This is a genomic window from Dehalococcoidales bacterium, assembly GCA_041656115.1.
Taxonomy (GTDB): Bacteria; Chloroflexota; Dehalococcoidia; order Dehalococcoidales; family UBA5627; genus UBA5627.
The window spans coordinates 62,584-80,599 of the sequence record JBBAED010000001.1 but is presented as its reverse complement, the minus strand read 5'-3'; the positions used below and the strand labels follow the sequence as shown (position 1 = coordinate 80,599).

General features: G+C 44.2%; 21 protein-coding genes. 18 read left to right on the top strand and 3 right to left on the bottom strand.

Annotated features, from left to right (window positions below):
* Window positions 1–203: 203 nt before the first annotated feature.
* From WC958_00375 to WC958_00365, 3 genes are read right to left on the bottom strand one after another with little or no spacing between them, the layout of a single operon-like run.
* The gene (locus tag WC958_00375) at window positions 204–647 is read right to left on the bottom strand and encodes a hypothetical protein (GenBank protein MFA5628710.1); all 444 of its coding nucleotides are present in this window, start codon (window positions 645–647) and stop codon (window positions 204–206) included.
* Window positions 640–1,377, bottom strand: a complete 738-nt coding sequence (locus tag WC958_00370) for a DUF1538 domain-containing protein (protein ID MFA5628709.1) — start codon at window positions 1,375–1,377, stop codon at window positions 640–642. Before WC958_00370 ends, WC958_00375 begins: the two co-directional genes overlap by 8 nt.
* Window positions 1,374–2,060, bottom strand: a complete 687-nt coding sequence (locus WC958_00365) for a DUF1538 domain-containing protein (GenBank protein MFA5628708.1) — start codon at window positions 2,058–2,060, stop codon at window positions 1,374–1,376. Before WC958_00365 ends, WC958_00370 begins: the two co-directional genes overlap by 4 nt.
* Window positions 2,061–2,303: 243 nt before the next feature.
* Between WC958_00365 and WC958_00360 the strand changes: the two genes are divergently transcribed.
* The 18 genes from WC958_00360 to gatC all read left to right on the top strand — a co-directional run bounded on the left by WC958_00360 (window position 2,304) and on the right by gatC (window position 17,995).
* A complete protein-coding gene (locus WC958_00360) occupies window positions 2,304–2,903 on the top strand; it encodes a hypothetical protein (protein MFA5628707.1) in 600 nt (199 codons plus the stop codon).
* A gap of 68 nt (window positions 2,904–2,971) precedes the next feature.
* Window positions 2,972–3,526 carry an RNA polymerase sigma factor gene (locus WC958_00355; protein MFA5628706.1) on the top strand — a complete coding sequence of 185 codons (555 nt, stop codon included), beginning with the start codon at window positions 2,972–2,974 and terminating at the stop codon, window positions 3,524–3,526.
* Complete coding sequence (locus WC958_00350; GenBank protein ID MFA5628705.1) at window positions 3,516–4,769, top strand: zf-HC2 domain-containing protein; 1,254 nt, start codon at window positions 3,516–3,518, stop codon at window positions 4,767–4,769. Before WC958_00355 ends, WC958_00350 begins: the two co-directional genes overlap by 11 nt.
* Window positions 4,770–4,915: 146 nt before the next feature.
* Window positions 4,916–6,235 (top strand): glycosyltransferase family 87 protein, encoded by a 1,320-nt coding sequence (locus tag WC958_00345; GenBank protein ID MFA5628704.1) that lies wholly within the window; start codon window positions 4,916–4,918, stop codon window positions 6,233–6,235.
* Between the two features lie 74 nt (window positions 6,236–6,309).
* Window positions 6,310–7,011, top strand: a complete 702-nt coding sequence (locus WC958_00340; protein MFA5628703.1) for a nucleotidyltransferase family protein — start codon at window positions 6,310–6,312, stop codon at window positions 7,009–7,011.
* Window positions 7,012–7,091: 80 nt separating this feature from the next.
* Window positions 7,092–7,274 carry a methytransferase partner Trm112 gene (locus WC958_00335; GenBank protein MFA5628702.1) on the top strand — a complete coding sequence of 61 codons (183 nt, stop codon included), beginning with the start codon at window positions 7,092–7,094 and terminating at the stop codon, window positions 7,272–7,274.
* Window positions 7,275–7,736: 462 nt separating this feature from the next.
* Window positions 7,737–8,804: a hydrogenase small subunit gene (locus tag WC958_00330; GenBank protein ID MFA5628701.1), complete on the top strand. Its 1,068-nt coding sequence runs from the start codon at window positions 7,737–7,739 to the stop codon at window positions 8,802–8,804.
* On the top strand, window positions 8,805–10,382 hold the full coding sequence (locus WC958_00325) for a nickel-dependent hydrogenase large subunit (GenBank protein MFA5628700.1): 1,578 nt from the start codon (window positions 8,805–8,807) through the stop codon (window positions 10,380–10,382). It abuts the gene before it with no gap.
* A gap of 12 nt (window positions 10,383–10,394) precedes the next feature.
* Window positions 10,395–11,015 carry a cytochrome b/b6 domain-containing protein gene (locus tag WC958_00320; protein ID MFA5628699.1) on the top strand — a complete coding sequence of 207 codons (621 nt, stop codon included), beginning with the start codon at window positions 10,395–10,397 and terminating at the stop codon, window positions 11,013–11,015.
* 12 nt (window positions 11,016–11,027) lie between these two features.
* Window positions 11,028–11,510, top strand: coding sequence for a hydrogenase maturation protease (locus WC958_00315; GenBank protein ID MFA5628698.1), 483 nt, complete (start codon window positions 11,028–11,030; stop codon window positions 11,508–11,510).
* Window positions 11,511–11,524: 14 nt separating this feature from the next.
* On the top strand, window positions 11,525–11,704 hold the full coding sequence (locus WC958_00310) for a hypothetical protein (protein MFA5628697.1): 180 nt from the start codon (window positions 11,525–11,527) through the stop codon (window positions 11,702–11,704).
* Between the two features lie 154 nt (window positions 11,705–11,858).
* On the top strand, window positions 11,859–14,171 hold the full coding sequence (gene hypF / locus WC958_00305; protein MFA5628696.1) for a carbamoyltransferase HypF: 2,313 nt from the start codon (window positions 11,859–11,861) through the stop codon (window positions 14,169–14,171).
* A gap of 12 nt (window positions 14,172–14,183) precedes the next feature.
* Window positions 14,184–14,423 (top strand): HypC/HybG/HupF family hydrogenase formation chaperone, encoded by a 240-nt coding sequence (locus tag WC958_00300; GenBank protein MFA5628695.1) that lies wholly within the window; start codon window positions 14,184–14,186, stop codon window positions 14,421–14,423.
* On the top strand, window positions 14,423–15,514 hold the full coding sequence (gene hypD, locus WC958_00295; protein ID MFA5628694.1) for a hydrogenase formation protein HypD: 1,092 nt from the start codon (window positions 14,423–14,425) through the stop codon (window positions 15,512–15,514). The genes WC958_00300 and hypD overlap by 1 nt, the downstream gene beginning before the upstream one ends.
* Window positions 15,507–16,511: a hydrogenase expression/formation protein HypE gene (gene hypE, locus WC958_00290; protein MFA5628693.1), complete on the top strand. Its 1,005-nt coding sequence runs from the start codon at window positions 15,507–15,509 to the stop codon at window positions 16,509–16,511. The genes hypD and hypE overlap by 8 nt, the downstream gene beginning before the upstream one ends.
* A 2-nt stretch (window positions 16,512–16,513) precedes the next feature.
* On the top strand, window positions 16,514–16,855 hold the full coding sequence (hypA, locus tag WC958_00285; protein ID MFA5628692.1) for a hydrogenase maturation nickel metallochaperone HypA: 342 nt from the start codon (window positions 16,514–16,516) through the stop codon (window positions 16,853–16,855).
* Window positions 16,856–17,512 (top strand): hydrogenase nickel incorporation protein HypB, encoded by a 657-nt coding sequence (gene hypB / locus WC958_00280; protein MFA5628691.1) that lies wholly within the window; start codon window positions 16,856–16,858, stop codon window positions 17,510–17,512. It begins immediately after the preceding gene.
* 195 nt (window positions 17,513–17,707) lie between these two features.
* Complete coding sequence (gene gatC, locus WC958_00275) at window positions 17,708–17,995, top strand: Asp-tRNA(Asn)/Glu-tRNA(Gln) amidotransferase subunit GatC (GenBank protein MFA5628690.1); 288 nt, start codon at window positions 17,708–17,710, stop codon at window positions 17,993–17,995.
* Window positions 17,996–18,016: the final 21 nt, after the last annotated feature.

Genomic DNA, 18,016 nt, shown 5'->3' with positions numbered 1-18,016 from the left:
GAGGTTACCTTATTCTAAGACAACTCCCGGCATTACCCATTGAACGCAAACATATCTATTCTCTCGTTGATCGGGTTCTTTATCAGATTTAATTTTCATTTTATTTCCCAATTCCACAAAGATTATAAAGGCAATAATAACCCGTGTCAATACGGCCAAAAATGCCCTTGCTTATTTTCAGGTATTTAGAAGAACAGGATTGATTAAGGGTTTTCTTCTTGTTGCGACACGGGCGGAGGCGGATTGTCAGCATCTTTTCTTACAATTTCCGTTTCCGGCAGGGGTTTTGCTTCGTTCTCAATTTCCGCTTCAACCTCGTCGGCCTCAGGCAGTATATGCGCAATCCCGCAAACCTTATCAATCGACACCGAAAAAGAAATCCCCACACCCGGTTTTTCAAGATCGGTAGAGGCAATAATTTCTTTCATTACGCAGCAAACTTTTTCGGAATCAACCACCGAAAAAACGATCTCTTTTTCCGGCTCTAAAGCAATCCCCATAATTTTCTTTTTCTCATGCACCCCGACACCGCGCCCGTACATTACGGTCGCCCCTTCGGCCCCGGCTCTCATTGAAGCATCGACTGCATCGTCTCCAAGACCCTTTTTAAGTACAGTTATGATTAAACTTTTTGATACTTCACCCATTTTTTTCTCCTTGCGGCGGTTTCATACGATAAAGCAAGCTTAACAGTTGTATCGAAATAATCGGCGCCAGAGTAATTATACCAATAGTTCCGAATCCGTCAACCAGGACGCTGCTCCCTTCGGTTACCGCAGCCGCCCCCGTAGCGATTGAAACAATTAATGCAACGGTTAACGGGCCGGTTGCAACACTTCCCGAATCAAAGGCAATTGCCACAAAGTTTTTATCGGAGAATATGAGCAGTAAAAATGCAATCATATATCCCGGTATTAAAATATACAGTAAAGGAACCCCGAAAAGGGTCCTCGCCATTGCCAGCCCCGCAAAAAGCCCGACACCGATACATAGCGTATACAATATCAGAGGCGCCCTTACAAAACCACTTGAGGCCTTTTCAATCTGCTGGGATAAAATTCGCACTTGAGGCTCGGCAAACGTCACCAAAAAGCCAAGTACAAAACCAACCGCAATCAAAGCCCATGGGCTCGCAAAACCGCCTAATGTCTCTCCGATTATACCACCCATCGGCATAAAGGCGACATCTATTCCTTGTAAGAAAAGAACCAATCCGATATATGCGATTAATACACCGCGTAAAAGGAGGAATACTTGTCTTAGCGGTCTTTTCAGGAATACAAATTGAAATACCAAAAAGAACGCCACAAGCAAAAGCACGGGCAGAGCGACATTGCCGAAGACACTTAAAAGTCCGCTAAAGGGGGCCGGAATCAAAGGAGCACCCCCAATAATAAAACACCGATTATCGGACCGGCACAGGCAAGCCCAACAAGCCCGAAACCATCCGATAGCGGCGACCTACGTGCCATAACCGAAACAAAACCTAACCCCAAAGCCAAAAACATGGGAACGGTAAAAGAACCGGCGGCCGCCGACCCGGCGTCAAAAGCTACCCCGACAAATTCCGGAGGAGCAAAGAGTGCTAAAACCACGGCAATCCCGTAAGCCGCAACCATCAGAATTCTGATTGAAGTTCCAAAAATAATGCGTATTAAAGCCGCAGTAAAAAGAACCGCCATACCGGCTGCGATAACAATCACCATTGCAGACCCGCCGCCTCCGCCCAAATCGGTAAACATCGTGCTTAAAACCGTTACGCCCGGTTCGGTAACAGTAACCACAAACCCGAAAACTATAGCGACGATAACAACCAATATCACTGATTGATGCTGCGGCAATTCGGCACCGACATCCCTGCCCATCGGCAAGATACCCATCCTGACACCGGCCAAAAAGAGGGTCACCCCCACAATAGCCATTGCGGCACCGATAAGGAAATTAATGAAAAGATTGGTGGGAATATGTAAAACGGTAAATTGCAGGATTGAAATGACGGCAACTAACGGGAGAATAGACCCGAGGGCTTCCAGGGTTGCGGTTTTCAGTTCTGCTAACATGTAAAATAGCTCCGGAGGGGGGGATTTTGGGAAAAATTCAGGTTTAATTATAACAATTTTACTTAACGTCGGTCAAATTCAAACAGTACGTAAAAAGCGTTTTAAAATTGTAAATTTTTGAATAAAAATCAGATTTATTTATAAATCGGAAATGAACTTTATTGACGCAGTCTGCGTATAGTATTGGTAGAAGGAGAACAGTTTATAAAAACCAATAAATGATCCCCGGTAAAGGAGGGTTTTATGAAAAAAGGGTTTAGTATAATTTTAGTTCTTATTCTTGTTATTAGCGGAACATTGATGATTGGCGGCAACGTTTTTTCAGCTTCATCGGAGAATAAATATGTCGAGGATGGAACCCGTGCATTTAATCAGGCGCTTTGGAATGAGTTTACAAAAGCCGATGATGTCGACAACTTTTTTACGGGGCTGACAACGGAAAAACAAGAAGCCTTAATTGAAATGCTAACACCTGTTAAATGCGAAAGTATTACAACCGTAAGTAAAGCGCGGGGGCAAAAAACCGTATACCAAATGACAACATATAAAGGACCCTTAGGCGGAACATTATTTGAATATTGTATGCAATTAGAATGGGGTTACGATAACGTCATAATAACGGAAATATATGACCGTCATTCTTGGGGTAATACCTATTGGGGGTACCAACACGATGCTTTAAGCGAAAGCGAATCAGGCGGTGTCGGAAACATTTTCTTCAAAAGTGTGAACCGGAGTGAATTTTGCTTATCGCTGGGCGGACGGGTTATATCCATTACAAAACCTTGGATTGATATAACCGTAGACCAAAATGGGGGATATAATATCAGCACAGGGGAATAGCTTATTCAAATAACATTGGGTTATTATATTGAAAGTTCAACGATTTAGGCAAAGATATTAAGTAAGGTATGAAAAAAGCCGTCGAGAAGTGGCAGACAGGAGATATAAAGGCATTTGAAGCGCTTTTCCTTGAGTTTAAAGGAATGGTGTTTAAGAACGCTGTCCTTATTACCGGAAATAAAGCGGAAGCAGAAGACGTTCTGCAAGAGGTATTTATTAAAGTTTGGCGTTCTCGAAACGATTTTAACCCGCAAAAAGGAAAATTTGTTACATGGCTATACCGAATAACCCTGAATCAATGTATAAGCAATTATCGTAAAAAACGACTCGATTCGTTGCCGCTGGATGAAAACTTGCTCTCTTTTGCCGACTCTGTAACAAATAACCCTCTTGAAGAGGCTTTAATTAATAAAATGGAATACGAGAAATTAGTAAAAGAGCTAAGCAAGATGGCTAATAAGCATAAACATGTATTGGTTTTAAGATATTTTAATGACCTTTCCTATCATGAAATCGCTGAAATACTGGAAATTCCCTTAGGAACGGTAAAGTCGCGGATTTATACCGCATCAAAATTTTTACGCAAGCAAATGCAAACAAGGGGCCGCCGTAATGAAATGTAACGATGTTAAAAAGCTGATTCCGGCCTTTATAGACGGTGAAGTGGATGACAAAGAGCGAGCGGAGATTACAGAACATCTATCCGCTTGCCAAAGTTGTTCTAATGAAATGACTTTAGCGTCCGAATTTATCTTGAAGCTTCACAATACCTCGATAGCCATAACAAATGAAAATAATCCGCCCTCAAATTCGTGGAGCGCGCTACAACAGCGGATAATAAGAGAGGAAAACAAAAAATCCAAACAAGGCATCGCTGACACAATCAGAAAATTAATTGATAGCATATTTCCCACCAAAAATATACGGCTGACATTGAGAGCAACAACTATTATCGGCTTATCATTATTATTAAGCCTTGGGCTTTTATTTACCGTACCGACATTCCTACAACAGGACTACAAAGCGTTAGCGGCTGATATTTCCCTAAATGCCCCCGCCGTACAAAATATAATTAATGAAAAAGAAATTACAACCGTTAGCAAATATGCAATCGGCAAAGCAGACGACCGGGGGCATATGTTTGTGGTTTTGGTTGGCGATGACGATTACATATTGATATCGGAAGTAAATATAGAAACGGAGGAAGTTGTCCGTTTATACGAAATAGAACTTGATGACCATACAAAACAAGCAATTATCGACATCGCCGCTACCGACTCCGGTATCCAAAACTTTATAGAACAGGGAGCACACCCTGTTAAATTTGGAATACATTGGGGATATGGCCTAATCGATGCAACAAGCGCGGACGGCACCCTTTACAAGGAAGGGAAACTGTACTTTATGGGGAATGTCAGGTTTGAACTTGAAGACAGATTTTACTCATGTTACGTTAATTTAACCGAAGGATATGTCGATAATGCATTCACCCCATCGGTAATACCTGATAACAATATCTTTACACCGTTAGCTTATGTTATGCACTTGCTCGGCATTGCTATTATTATTTCTTTCTTACTGCAAAATACAGTATTAATCAAAATCTCGGGAATAATATCCATCATATTTGCAATTTTGGGAATGCTGTGCGGTTTATTTGCAATCCAATGGACAACAATGAACCTGCTGGGCACCTTCAGCATCCCTGTTTTTGGTTCAATAATCGGAGCCATCGGCATAAAAAAGAATCGAGGGCATATCAATAAAGTTTTATCAATCTTGGGAATAGCCCTGGGAATCATTGTATTTATCCTTGATATTATATTTTTTGGTATCGGAATTATTGTTTTGGAACCGCCATTTTAAACTGCGTTATGCGAGCATTTGCATAATATATGCAAAATATTACTAACTTTTTAAAAATTGCTTCGTTATACTTAATACAATGCCCCGTTACATGTGTTACAATACGGTAAGGCAAAGAATTACAATATCCGGCCGGTGGTGCTTTTATGCCGAGAATCTGTGATACTTACAAAAAAATATACGGCGAACTAAGCAAACTCCCTCAAAAAACACCTTTCTGGGTCGTTGTTCATATTGTACTTTTTTTAGGTGTTTTTCTGTATTGGTCCTACTTTTTTGACGATTATTACGCCCCCACCCCCGGAGCCATCGAAAAAAACATTGCGCTTCAAATAATGAGCGGCAACATGCCGTATGTTGATTTCGATTGTGAATACCCACCGGTGGCGCTGCTCCTTTTTGTAATCCCCGGTCTATTTTTCCGCACACTGCCGTCATACTATGTTGCCTTTACGACCGAAATGCTCCTTTTCGATTTACTGGCAATCTTTCTAATTATTTTCATAGCCCAAAGAATCAATCTGTCAAAAGTCAGAGCCCTTTTTTCATATACCCTTTTAATTGCCGTTGCCGCAGGCCCGATAGTAATCCAACGCTATGATTTGGCGCCTGCCGTTATGGTTTTGGCTGCCGTTGCCGCTTTTATAGCAGGGAAAAACAAGACTGCTTGGGGGGTGTTGGCATTGGGGGTGGTCGCTAAAATTTTCCCGATTGTTGTCGCCCCGATTTTTGCTGTTTGGCTGTTAATGAAAAAACAGTATGCCCAACTTTTTAAGGGTGCCGCCGTTTTTGCGGGGGTGGCTTTACTGACATTTATCCCATGGCTGATTGTTGATGCTGGTTCTCTGAGCTCTCTTTTTTTATACCATTTAGACAGGGGTCTGCACGCCGAAAGTACTTACGGCTCTTTTGTTATTCTGGGACAACACTTTGGTTGGACAAGTGTCCGCTATGACTTTAACTTCGGATCATTTAATATTACATCCGCTTTATCGGATAATTTAGCAAATGCCTCCTTCTACATTATGGGCTCTGTATTAATAGCAGTATACGCTTTGTTTATTTACCAACTCCGTAAACAACCTATTAAATTAAACAAAGACAAGCGACAGATATACGAGATTAGCCTGCTTATTCGTTATGTCACGATTGCTGTACTGGCTTTTCTTCTCTTCAACAAGGTGTTTTCCGCCCAGTATATGGCTTGGTTCTGCCCCTTAATACCGCTTCTAAATATCCGCTATCAAAATCTAATAATAACAATGCTTGTAGTAGCCGGAATCTTCACAATATATATTTTCCCCTTTAACTACATCGAGTTCGAGTACTTTGAAAGCCTTCCAGTACTATTAATGGCACGCCGCAATACGCTGTTGATAATTGTTTTTATATTGATTGTTATTGGAAGACCCAAAAATCAAAGCCATTTAGGGAAGTCACCCAAACAGCTAAACAATTGTTTTTGATAGGTATAAAAATAGTAGAACATTTGTTAAAATAAGCGTAATTTACTAAATTGGCAGAGAATAAGGCCTAAAAAATGAAATGTTTAATTCTTGCCAGCGGATTCGGCACCAGGTTATATCCGCTGACTCAAAAAATCGCCAAAGGTTTACTTCCCTATCAAGGCAAACCCGTTATCAGCCATATTATCGAAAAAATCCCCGATGAAATAGAGATATCCGTTACGGTAAACCGTAAATTCGCCCCGCAATTTCAGCAGTGGCAAAAAGAGCTGGAAAGACACGTTGAGTTATGGATTGAGCCGGTTGATAACGAAGAACAAATGCTGGGTGCCGTCGGCTCGCTCGACTTTTGGATTAAAGGAAACGATATTAATGATGACATATTGGTTATTGCCGGGGATAATTATTTCACCGGCGGGCTTACCGGGTTTTTAACAGCCTTTGATACCGCAAATACCTTAATAGCCGTTTCTGATATCGGTAACCCAAACGAAGCGCGCCAATTCGGTGTTATCAAAATGGACGGAACAAAAGTTACCGAACTAATCGAAAAACCCCTAAACCCCGAGTCAGGGCTGGTTTCAACCGCCTGCTATATCTTTCCGGCAAGAATTATTCCGCTTCTTAGTGCTTATTGCGATAGCGTCAAAAGGGATAACCTCGGTAATTTTATAAGTTATCTGATTAAAGAGGATTCCGTTAAAGGCTACATTTTGGACGGCAATTGGTTTGATATCGGAAACATTTGGCACAAACTGCCGGAAAACCAGAAATAACCGCCTTGCGATTGCGCGGGATAGAGCCAACGCTTTAAAAATTTCTTGTTTTTATCGGCCCAAGCGGATATAATTTCGGTATGAATCCGGAACTATTAAATATTATTGTCTGCCCGCTATGCAAAAACAAGCTAAAACTTTCGCCTGAAGAACAAACCGAAAAAGAGGTTACCATCGGTTTTTTATTTTGCGCTGATTGCGATATAAACTATCCCATCGCAAACGGAATCCCCAATTTACTCCCGCCGCAGGCAAATGATTAAATACTTACCTCACAGCATCCTCTGGGTATTGCCAGGATTTTCCCCTTCACCAAAGCCAAAAAGACCCGGTTCCGCGAACACAAAACCGATAAAAGAGGCGAATCTTTTGAGCGCCTCAAACAGCGGATATGCCTTGTATAAAAAGGACTACAAAGGTGTAGGTTGTATATTGACATCTATTTATATTTGTGCTAAATTGACAGGAGTTTTACAATATAATAAACTTTCTCTGCCTTGGGCCCGTTAATTGCAGATAGAAAATTATCATAATGTGACCTTTAAGGTAAAGGTTTTACAGATAGAAAGAGCCTAAGTTTTACGCCTTAGAAAGCGGACTTCCGATAGCAACGGAAAAACAGGCTCGATAGACGAAAAACAAACCAATGGTTTGTTTTTCAAATTGTTAAGAGTTGTATATTTTTACTAAGCAGTAATCAATAAATTCCACGTAAAGGAGTAAGAATGGATACACTTCTGAGACCCAAACCAACGAGGCGAGAATTTCTACAGGTCGCCACGGCCTCACTGGCTCTCCTAGGGCTTAGCCAAGCGCTATCCCCCAGGGTAGTCAAAGCTCTTGAAGACGGAACCAAAAAACCCTCAGTGGTCTGGCTTCACGGGCAAGAATGTACCGGGTGTAGCGAATCGTTCGTAAACAGTATCGAGCCCACCGCAGCATCGCTTATACTGGATACGATTTCACTCCGCTACCACGAAACCATCATGGCAGCTTCGGGACATCATGCCGAACAGGCACTCAACGATGCCATTAAAGAAGGAGGCTACCTGCTGGTTATTGAAGGTTCAATTCCTCTGGCCGAAGACGGATTGTACTGCCAAGTCGGCGGCAGAACCTTCAAAGACATCGTCAGAGAGTGCGCCTCAAAAGCCGCAGCGGTTATTCCGATCGGCGCTTGTGCCACCTTTGGCGGACTCAACTCGGCAGGCCCGACTGATGCGGTCGGATATCTCTACCGCAACAGAAAGAAACATCACGAATTTGATGATGTTACCGGCAACAAACCGGTTATCAACTTACCTTGCTGCCCCATGCACCCCGAAAGACTCGTAGCCGTAATCGTACATTACCTCACATTCGGCACTATCCCTCCGCTGGATAACTTTGAACGCCCCATTGCATTCTACGGTGAATTACAGCACGACAACTGTGAACGCCGCGGGCAGTTTGAAGCCGGCCATTTTGTAACCGATTTTGGCGATCCGAGCCAGAACGGCTATTGTCTCTATCTCAAGGGATGCAAAGGACCTTGGACCCGTCAGGATTGTTGGAAACGCAAATGGAACGGGCAAACAAATTACTGTATTGGAGCCAACGCCCCTTGTGTCGGTTGTAGCGAGCCTGATTTCTATGAGAGATTCAGCCCGCTTTACGATAGGCAATTCGACGTAACTCTGCCCGGAGTAGGAAAAGCGGATATCGATACGGTATTTGCCACAGTGGCCGCTATCGCCGCCGCCGGTATCGGTATAGATACCATCATAACTAAACTGAAGGGGGATGAGAGTTAAATGGCACAACGAATTATTATCGACCCCATTACTCGTATTGAGGGTCATCTCAAAATAGAGGTTGAGGTCGAAAACGGAATTGTTACCGATGCGTGGTCTTCGCTCACTATGGCGCGTGGCGTCGAGATACTCTTGGAAGATAAGGATCCGCGCGATGCGCCCTACATAACCAGCCGTATTTGCGGTGTTTGCGAAGGTGTTCACGCCATTTCATCGGCTTATTGTCTTGACCATGCTTTTGATGTAGATGTTCCGGAAGCCGGCAGGCTTTTGCGTAACCTTTACATGTCAGCACAATATATTACCGACCATTACATTCATTTCTATGTACTGTCAGCTCTTGACTATCTTGATATTATGGCAGTCGCCGATTACGCCGGAAACGACGAAGGATTGTTGGCAATCAGGGATAAAATCAGATATCTGGCATCCAAAAATGATCTTTCACCGTTTACCCCGCGCTACGAACCGGATGAATTTTGTGTTACCGACCCCGAAATTGTTACTACTTTGGTATCACACTACATCAAAGCTATTGAAGCTAAGGCTCGTTCAAGTAAAATGCGCTCCATTATCACCGGTATTCAACCACACCCCAACTCGATTATGCCCGGCGGATGCACCGCAACCCCGTCAGTGGATCAGTTAAGAGAATTCAAGAGACTCTTTATGGAAGAGCTTGATTTTGTTAAGAATATTTATATCCCCGATGTCGAATATGTGGGAACCGGTCCTCTGCTCCCATTGGCTACAATGGGGCTTGGCGGCGGTACACAGAACTATCTGTGCTTCCCGATGTTCCCCGAATCCGATTCCTTAAGCTCGGCCGATCGCCCGTTCGGCGGCAGAAACCACATGTTTAAAGGTGGCGCAATTATCGGCGGTGCTTTAAATCCTGTTGAAACCGTTGACTACGACAAGATAACCGAATCGGTTAAGTATACTTGGGGAGGCGGCCCTGATAGCCTGCATCCTACCGAAGGTGTTACCACATTCGACGCACGCAAAGAAGGGGCTTATTCGTTCTGTAAGGCTCCGCGCTATAAAGGTCAACCGATGGAAGTCGGCCCGCAGGCGAGGGGTTTAGTTAATAAATATCCCGAAATGATGGCTCTTGTTGAATCCGGTGCACAACCCGGTGCAGTCGGACGTCATTACTGCCGTGCTATTGAGAGCAAATATGTTGCGGAAGCCGCTCCGGCATGGCTTGACAGATTAACCGAACTTGCCACCGCCGGAACCATTGTTGGTATGAACGATAAAAAGGTTCCCGACAAGGCAGAGGGGTTCGGTGTCTGGGATGCCCCCAGAGGCGCGCTCGGCCATTGGGTAAAAATTGAAGGCGGACGCAACAAGAACTACCAGATTGTAGTCCCCAGCACTTGGAACGGTTCTCCTCGTGACGAAAGAGGGGTTAAGGGGCCGTACGAAGCATCTCTTATCGGATGCCCCGTACCCGATGTAAACAACCCGATTAATATCGTTCGCATCATTCGTTCTTTCGACCCGTGCATGGCTTGTGCCGTCCACGTTATCGATCCTGAAAGCAATAACATCAGAGTAACTAAGGTAGTTTAGGGGGTAGTGAAAATGACGAATACAGAATCTCAGGGCGCACGACACACTCCGCTGTTTAGTAAGTTACACGGTTTGATAATGTCGTCAATTTTAATCTTAATTGTAACCGGCTTCTACATCCACTATCCCTTCATCGACGGACAGGGATTCCTGATGTCGCTGGCACGCGGTGTTCATTTCCTCGCCGCCGGCGTATTGACCGTTGCCGGTTTAACTCGTTTCATAATGATGTTTATCGGTAAAAACAGAGACTGGAAATCCTTTATATGGACCTTTAAAGACCTGGCACTGTTACCTAAAGTTGTTGGGCACTACTTGCACCTATGCAAAGAGCCCGCACTTTCCAAGAAGTATAATCCTTTACAGATGGCAACTTACTTCTTAGTGTTCATATTTATTATTTTCCAAGTTCTTTCGGGACTCGCAATGTTATTCCCGAATGCGTTTGTATGGTTTAATATCGCTTGGTTTGACAGCGCTGTTAATACCCGTATCTGGCACTATATTATCAACTGGGTGTTTGTCTTTATACTGATGATTCACCTTTATCTTAATATTCGCCAGGCACGCACAAACGATGCCGAAGATATCAAGCAGATTCATTCCGTGAAATCTGCTGAACAGAAAGGGTGAATTACTTAGTAAATGACTGATAACTTTAAGGCGGGGAAAAAGACTTTGGTGCTGGGAATCGGCAACATCGTTATGGGTGACGAGGGGTTTGGCCTCCATGTTATCCGCCGCCTTAAAGAAATCGGAATGCCCGAGGATATAATCCTTGAGGAAGGCGGAGTGGGCGGATTCAACCTCTTAAACGATTTAGAGGGCGTTGATAGGTTGATAGTGGTCGATATAATGATGATACCACTGCCCCCCGGAGAACTGAAGGTGTTTGAACCGGGAAACCCGCCGAGAGAACCGGGGAAAGCGATCGTGTCTTTCCATCAGGTTGGAGTCTTGGAGTTAATAAATATGTGGATGATGATGGGTAACACAGAACCGGAAGTGACTTTTGTGGTAACCCGTCCGCAGACAATCAACTGGGGCACAGAGCTCTCAGCGGAATTAAAACCGGCCGTCGATAAAGCGGCAGCAATGATCAAAGACCTCTGTGTGAATTATAATTAGAAGGAGTACTAACTATGTATGAACTGGCTTTTATGATTGGTGGACCGATACTGCTCATATCAGTAATCACCTTTTTTGTTGGTGTACGTAGGACCGGGAGCAACCCACGCGGCGGAGTCAGTGCTATGGCGTGGGGTTATAACATCGGGCTTTTAGGTATTTTCGTAGCTGCTATGATATATCTTTTCGCTTAATAAACGAATTAACTTACATCCAATATAGATCATATTGTCAATGCCGGCTATGCTATTTTGCGGTCGGCATTGTCTTTTTTAGAAAAGCTTTCTCTCTTTTATTTACCCGCTTTAGCTATAACAACCGTTTTAATGTATTATGAAGATAACCGCTATGAGTAATCTTTCGAAAAATAAATCAATACGTATGCATATTAAGGTAAACGGCATTGTCCAAGGTGTTGGATTCCGTCCGTTTATCTATCGTATTGCCCATAAATACGGCCTATCCGGCTGGGTACAAAATACCTCCGGGAATGTCGCTATCGAAATTCAGGGCAGCCAAACAAATGTTGATAGTTTTATGAACGCCCTTAAAAATGAATCGCCGCCCGTATCGCGCATACAGGGAATAAGTACGGAAATCATTCCGGTAAACAATGATACCGGGTTCCGCATAATTGAAAGCAAAGCCGAGGAAGGGGCTTACCAACCGATTTCGGCCGATATTGCCACTTGTAATCAGTGCCTGGCGGAAATTTTGGACCCTTCGGATCGAAGATACCTCTATCCTTTTACCAACTGCACCAACTGCGGGCCAAGGTTTACGATTATTAAAGATATCCCCTACGACCGTCCGCTAACCACCATGCAGCCCTTTAAAATGTGCGACAGGTGCCAAGCGGAATACGATGACCCGCTCAACCGTCGTTTCCATGCGCAGCCTAATGCCTGCCCCGTTTGCGGGCCACACCTCCAACTTACCGACAGCAAAGGCATCGCAATCGACTGTGATAATATTTTAAAAAGGGCGGCGGAACTGATTTTAGAGGGTAATATTTTTGCCGTTAAGGGATTGGGCGGATTTCAGTTTGCTTGCGATGCAACCAATTATGATACCGTTGCAAAACTGCGCCTGCGCAAAAGACGCCCGGGAAAACCCTTTGCACTAATGATGCCCGATTTGGAAGAAATCGAAAAGCATTGCTTGGTAAAAGATGCGGAGAAGAAACTGCTTTTATCGGCAGAGGCTCCGATTGTGTTGTTAAAAAAGCGTGACGATAACAGTGAAATTGCTTTAAACATCGCCGAAAATAATTTGTATTTGGGGGTAATGCTGCCCCCCACCCCACTCCACCATATCCTTATGCGCTATGTCGCCAAGCCGTTGGTAATGACCAGCGGCAACTTAAGCGAGGAGCCGATTTGCAAAGATAATAATGAGGCGCTGGCAAGGTTAAACGGCATTGCCGATTATTTTATACTGCATAACAGAGATATCTATTCCCGTTACGATGACAGCGTATATTTGGTGGCAAACAAGCAGGCGCATGCCGTAAGGCGTGCCAGAGGGTACGCCCCCTCAGCCTTGGTACTGCCGTTTGAGGCTAAACAAATTCTTGCTTGCGGAGCGGAGGAAAAAAATACTTTTTGCGTCACCCGCGATAAATATGCCTTTTTAAGCCAGCATATCGGTGATATGGATAACGCCGAAACATTGGATCATTACGAAGATACAATCGGTTTATACAAACACCTTTTTCGCATAAATCCCGAAATAATTGCTTATGATTTACATCCGGAATACCGCGCCACCAAATACGCACTCGAATACGCCGCTAAAAACAATTTAAAAGCGGTCGGTGTACAGCACCATCACGCTCATATTGTAAGCTGTATGGTTGAAAACAATGTCCAAACGCCGGTTATCGGTGTTGCGTTTGACGGCACGGGTTACGGCGCCGACGATAATTTATGGGGCGGCGAATTTTTACTGAGTGACTATGAAGGGTTTGAAAGACTGGCACACTTTGAATATGTTCCGATGCCGGGCGGCGCCGCCGCCATTCGTAAGCCCTACAGAATGGCGCTTGGTTATATCTATACCCTGCTGGAGGCACAAACCGATATTGGCAGTCTGCCGATTTTAGGGCAGATTGCGGATACGGAGTTAAACACCTTAAAGCGTCAAATCGATTTAAAACTAAACTGTCCGCTGACATCCAGCGCGGGAAGGCTCTTTGATGCTGTTTCGGCAATTATCGGCATCTGCGGAGAGGCTTGCTATGAAGCCCAGGCAGCAATTGATTTGGAAATGGCGGCAACAAAAAATGATAATGACGCGGGGAAGGAAACTTACCCGTTTGAAATTGACGACAACAACGGGGTTTCTGTAATAAGATTACAAAACCTGATAAAATATATTATCCGGGATGTTAACAATAATATAGCTGTTCCGATTATTGCGGACAGGTTCCATCAAACAATGGCGCGAATCATCGCCGAAACCTGTAAGTTGCTTGCGGAAAAGACAAAAATAAAAACAATAGCCTTAAGCGGCGGTGTTTTTCAAAACCGTTTGCTTAGCGAGCTGGCGGTTAACATTCTCGAAAAGGACGGCTTTACCGTTCTGACCCATCGAATTCTTCCTTGTAACGACGGAGGAATTGCTCTGGGACAAGCGGTAGCGGCTCATTTTAATAAATAAGGAGAATACAATATGTGTGTTGCAATCCCCTCTCTGATTACCGCAATAGACGGCACCGATGCCGAAGTAGATATCGACGGAATAACACGTAAGGCCAGCCTGATGTTAACACCCGAGGCCCAAATCGGTGATTATGTTTTAATTCATGCCGGATACGCTATTTCGATTGTCGATAAAGAAGAGGCCGAAGCCACCATTGAGCTTTTCAGGGAGTTAGCAGAGGCTACCGATCCGGAAGAAAAGAGTTCGTAATGGAAAAAAACAAATCATACAGCAAGCCGGAAATGGCTGCAGGCTTAATACAAAGTATTAACCAACATGCCGTAAAAGAGGCGCGTTATATGGAGTTTTGCGGCAGCCATACCGTCTCCGTAATGCGTAACGGACTCAGGCAATTATTGCCCCAAGCCTTAACACTTACATCCGGCCCGGGTTGTCCGGTATGTGTTACCGATAATTCCGAATTGGATAAAGCGATTGCCTTGGCAAAAATTCCCGATGTCATCGTAACTTCATTCGGGGATATGATTAGGGTCCCCGGAAGCCACACCACCTTGCAAGAAGCTAAAGCCAGCGGCAGTGATATTCGCGTTGTTTATTCGCCGCTGGACGCATTGGAAATTGCCCGCTCCAATCCGCAAAAATCGGTAATTTTTATTGCCGTCGGATTTGAGACAACCGCCCCCACCGTCGCCGCCTCAATTTTACAGGCAAGACAAGAGGGGCTAAAAAATTATTATATTCTTTCCCTGCAAAAGGTTTGTCCGCCGGTTATTAGGGCGTTATTGGATTCCGGAGAGGTCAATCTGCAAGGGTTAATTTGCCCCGGGCATGTCAGCGCCGTTATCGGTGCAAACGCTTGGAATTTTATTGCCGAAGAATACGGTATTCCGTGTGTTGTCGCCGGATTTGAAGCGCTTGATATCTTACAATGTATCGAAATGTTAGCGCGGCAAACGGAAAAGGGAGAGGCAAAGGTAGAAATCGCCTACAAGCGCGGGGTAACCTTTGACGGGAACCTAACCGCACAGAATGTCTTAGCACAGGTTTTTGAACCCTCCGACGCCGAGTGGCGCGGTATGGGCAACGTTCCGAACAGCGGCTTGAAATTAAGACCCGAATTTGCCGATTTTGATGCCGAGAAAAAATTTGAATTTGACCCCGGCCCCACCAAGGTCCAAAAGGGATGTATTTGCGGTGAGGTCTTAAGAGGCACCAAATCCCCGCTCGAATGTAAATTATTCCGCAAGATTTGCAATCCGTTAAACCCAATTGGTCCTTGCATGGTATCATCGGAGGGCAGCTGTGCCGCCTATTATCACTACGGAGAAAGTAATGACTGAAAAAATACTTTTGGCTCACGGAAGCGGCGGAAGTATGTCGCAGAGTATAGTTAACAACAATATCTTATCGCTGTTGGGGAACCCTATTTTAAACAGGCTGGACGATTCGGCTGTTTTCGAAGCTCAAGGTAAAATCGCTTTTACGACTGACAGTCACGTAGTACAGCCGATTTTCTTTCCGGGCGGTGATATCGGTAAATTGTCCGTCTGCGGAACCGTAAATGATTTATCCGTCATGGGCGCCACACCGCTCTATTTAAGCCTGGCACTGATTATTGAAGAGGGCCTCTCCAAAGATGATTTGCATAAAATTATTAGTTCGATTAAAGAAGCCGCCGACGAAGCCGGGGTGCAAATAGTTACCGGAGATACCAAAGTGGTTAACCGCGGCAACGCCGATAAAATATTTATTAATACGGCCGGCATTGGGGTTATAGCGGACGGTATCGATATTTCCGGGCATAATGCCAAACCCGGCAACAAAATTATTTTAAGCGGAACAATCGGTGATCACGGAATTGCGGTACTTAGTAAGCGCGAAGGTATCGGTTTTGAAACAAAACTGGAAAGCGACAGCGCGCCGCTTAATAAGTTGATTGCCGAAATAATGCAAGTCAGCAACAAAATAAATTGTATGCGTGACCCAACCCGCGGCGGTCTTTCAAGCACGTTAAATGAAATTGCCGAACAATCGGGAGTCAGTATCAGAATAGACGAAGACAAAATACCGGTAAGGCGTGAAGTTGCCGCCGCCTGTGAAATGCTGGGGCTTGACCCATTGTATATTGCCAATGAAGGCAAGGTGGTAGTAGTTGTCGAAGCCGAGGATGCCGAAAAAGTCCTCGCGCAAATAAAGAAAAATAAATACGGGCAAAATGCCGCCATTATCGGCGAAGTAACTGAAAAACATAATGCCAAGGTAACTATGAGAACCCCGTTCGGAACTTCGCGAATTGTCGATATGTTGGTAGGCGAACCTTTGCCGAGGATTTGTTAGCGATGCATGAATTGGAAATTACACGCAGTCTGGTTAAAGTGGCGCTTGATGAAGCCCAAAAGGCCAATGCCAAAAAACTAACCGCCGTTAACGTTGTGCTCGGAGAAATGTCCGGGGCCGTTGACGATTCGGTGGCCTTTTACTTTGAGTTAATGACCAAAGATACAATCGGCGAAGGCGCCAAAATCAACTTCCGCAAGGTGCCGATGCAGGCAAAATGCTGCAATTGCGGCAGTACGGTAAACCCCAGAGATGTCTTCTGGGAGTGTGAAAAATGTCATTCCATGGACATCGAAATGATAGCCGGCAAAGAATTATATATAGAAAGTATAGAGGTGGATTAAATGGAAATTAAAGTTTTGAAAAATATTTTGGATGCTAACGATCATATTGCGTCGCAGAATCGCAAGCTCCTTAAAGAAAAAAATATTATGATGGTTAACGTTTGGGCATCTCCCGGTGCCGGAAAAACCACGACCATGTTAAGAACCGCTGAAGCCCTTAAAGGGAAGGCCAGAATGGCGGTTATTGAAGGAGATGTGGCTTCCAGTATTGATACGATAACCCTAACCAAAGCGGGTGTTACGGCAATTCAAATCAATACGGACGGCGGGTGTCACTTGGATGCCGGTATGATTAGCTCCGCTTTACAAAATCTGCCTCTGGACGAAATTGATGTTATTTTCATCGAAAATGTCGGCAACCTGATTTGCCCGGGCGGGTTTGATCTCGGCGAATATAAGAGAATAATTATTGCCAGCACCCCCGAGGGAGAGGATAAGCCTTACAAATATCCTTTAATGTTTACAATCGCCGATGCCTGTATTATCAACAAAGTGGACTTGGTACAATATGTTAACTTTGATGTTGATAATTTTGCGCGTCTTGTCACCGGAATGAACGGAGATATCGAAATATTTAAACTTAGCGGCGTAACCGGTGAAGGCGTTAACGAATGGGCGGATTGGGTATTAAAAGAGCTCGAAGAATACAGAAAATAAACGCGCAAAATCCGAGATAATATCGCTGATTTAACCAAAAATAAGGCTCCCGCAAAGGGAGCCTTTTCGTATCGGAGACGATAGCATTTTTTTTGCCGCAGCAACGGTTTAAAGGCATTCTAAACCTTTTCTTGTGTTGTGATAGTCATTTTTGAGTGTTATAATTTGTTGTAATAGAATTATTGGGAGTAACTTATGAAATTAAGTAGCGAACAAGTAGCAGCCATTGCCACCCTCTCCAGAATTAATCTGGATAAAGCAGAAACGGAAAAAACAAGGGCGTATTTATCCGAAATGCTGGATAGCTTTGAGAAGCTTGAAGCGGTTAATACCAACGGCATTCCGCCCACAATCCAACCAAGCACTTTAATGGATGTTTTAAAAGAGGATGCTATTAAACCTTCAATGTCGCAGGAGGATGTATTTAACAATGCCCCCAAGAGCGACAACGGCTACTTTAAAGTAAAAGTCGTATTGGAATAGTTAAACAGAATCAAACCGTAA

What these genes read in the sequence shown, in the direction of transcription:
- WC958_00335 (MFA5628702.1), top strand. Translation starts at nt 7,092, where the DNA reads ATGAATCCGGAACTATTAAATATTATTGTCTGCCCGCTATGCAAAAAC.
- WC958_00300 (MFA5628695.1), top strand. Translation starts at nt 14,184, where the DNA reads ATGTGTGTTGCAATCCCCTCTCTGATTACCGCAATAGACGGCACCGAT.
- hypD (MFA5628694.1), top strand. Translation starts at nt 14,423, where the DNA reads ATGGAAAAAAACAAATCATACAGCAAGCCGGAAATGGCTGCAGGCTTA.
- WC958_00330 (MFA5628701.1), top strand. Translation starts at nt 7,737, where the DNA reads ATGGATACACTTCTGAGACCCAAACCAACGAGGCGAGAATTTCTACAG.
- WC958_00320 (MFA5628699.1), top strand. Translation starts at nt 10,395, where the DNA reads ATGACGAATACAGAATCTCAGGGCGCACGACACACTCCGCTGTTTAGT.
- hypF (MFA5628696.1), top strand. Translation starts at nt 11,859, where the DNA reads ATGAGTAATCTTTCGAAAAATAAATCAATACGTATGCATATTAAGGTA.
- WC958_00355 (MFA5628706.1), top strand. Translation starts at nt 2,972, where the DNA reads ATGAAAAAAGCCGTCGAGAAGTGGCAGACAGGAGATATAAAGGCATTT.
- hypE (MFA5628693.1), top strand. Translation starts at nt 15,507, where the DNA reads ATGACTGAAAAAATACTTTTGGCTCACGGAAGCGGCGGAAGTATGTCG.
- WC958_00325 (MFA5628700.1), top strand. Translation starts at nt 8,805, where the DNA reads ATGGCACAACGAATTATTATCGACCCCATTACTCGTATTGAGGGTCAT.
- WC958_00310 (MFA5628697.1), top strand. Translation starts at nt 11,525, where the DNA reads ATGTATGAACTGGCTTTTATGATTGGTGGACCGATACTGCTCATATCA.
- hypA (MFA5628692.1), top strand. Translation starts at nt 16,514, where the DNA reads ATGCATGAATTGGAAATTACACGCAGTCTGGTTAAAGTGGCGCTTGAT.
- WC958_00345 (MFA5628704.1), top strand. Translation starts at nt 4,916, where the DNA reads ATGCCGAGAATCTGTGATACTTACAAAAAAATATACGGCGAACTAAGC.
- WC958_00365 (MFA5628708.1), bottom strand. Translation starts at nt 2,060, where the DNA reads ATGTTAGCAGAACTGAAAACCGCAACCCTGGAAGCCCTCGGGTCTATT.
- WC958_00375 (MFA5628710.1), bottom strand. Translation starts at nt 647, where the DNA reads ATGGGTGAAGTATCAAAAAGTTTAATCATAACTGTACTTAAAAAGGGT.
- gatC (MFA5628690.1), top strand. Translation starts at nt 17,708, where the DNA reads ATGAAATTAAGTAGCGAACAAGTAGCAGCCATTGCCACCCTCTCCAGA.
- hypB (MFA5628691.1), top strand. Translation starts at nt 16,856, where the DNA reads ATGGAAATTAAAGTTTTGAAAAATATTTTGGATGCTAACGATCATATT.
- WC958_00315 (MFA5628698.1), top strand. Translation starts at nt 11,028, where the DNA reads ATGACTGATAACTTTAAGGCGGGGAAAAAGACTTTGGTGCTGGGAATC.
- WC958_00360 (MFA5628707.1), top strand. Translation starts at nt 2,304, where the DNA reads ATGAAAAAAGGGTTTAGTATAATTTTAGTTCTTATTCTTGTTATTAGC.
- WC958_00340 (MFA5628703.1), top strand. Translation starts at nt 6,310, where the DNA reads ATGAAATGTTTAATTCTTGCCAGCGGATTCGGCACCAGGTTATATCCG.
- WC958_00350 (MFA5628705.1), top strand. Translation starts at nt 3,516, where the DNA reads ATGAAATGTAACGATGTTAAAAAGCTGATTCCGGCCTTTATAGACGGT.